The organism is Ruegeria sp. AP12, from assembly GCF_056540025.1.
The window spans coordinates 1-837 of sequence record NZ_JBQFVZ010000160.1 but is presented as its reverse complement, the minus strand read 5'-3'; the positions used below and the strand labels follow the sequence as shown (position 1 = coordinate 837).

1 protein-coding gene is annotated in these 837 nt (G+C 61.6%); it reads right to left on the bottom strand.

Annotated elements, in window-relative coordinates:
* Window positions 1-837 (bottom strand): cobyric acid synthase (locus ACR0E6_RS21975; protein WP_480587332.1); only part of this gene is annotated, 837 nt, incomplete at both ends.

Below are 837 nucleotides of genomic sequence, written 5' to 3'. Positions count from 1 at the left end.
CACCCAAACGCGATACGTATTGCGCGCGGAAGGCATCGGATGAGAAAATCCCGTGCAGATAGCTGCCCAGAATGCGCCCATTGGCACTGGCTGCTCCTTCAGGGCGTCCTTGCACCTCAAGCCAGGCACGGGCGCAATCGGGCCCTTCGGTGCGGCCCATGTGAATCTCGTAGCCGCTGACGGGTTCGCGATTTGGCAAGGCGCAGGCCTCGGTCAGAGTCACCTGTTTCTTGCCCGCCATGACCGTGTCAACGTCCAGCAGCCCGAGGCCCTCAACCGTGCCGGGGCGGCCATCCACGCCTTCGGGGTCTGAGATCGTTTTCCCCAGCATCTGATACCCGCCGCAAAGGCCCAGCACGTGACCACCACGGCGTACATGCGCGTATAGGTCGATATCCCAGCCCTGCTTCCGGAAATAGGTCAGATCACCGATGGTCGATTTGCTGCCGGGCAACAGCACCAGATCGGCATCACCGGGCAGAGGACGGCCTGCGGGAATGATCTCGACACTGACGTCGGGCTCAGCCGACAGAGGGTCCAGATCGTCGAAATTGGCCATGCGCTCCAGCTGAGGCACCACAACCTTGCAGGCCCCACCCGTATGAGAGCGGATATCCATCATATCCTCGGCGGGCAGCTTCCAGGCATCGTGGAACCATGGCACAACACCCAGGCAAGGCCAGCCGGTCCGTGAGGCGATATCATCGCGTCCTTCATCAAACAGAGATACATCGCCTTTGAAGCGGTTGACGGCAAAGCCACGGATCATCGCCAGATCGCCCTCGTCCAGCACGGCCTGAGTGCCGACGATCTGCGCAATAACGCCGCCGCGATGGA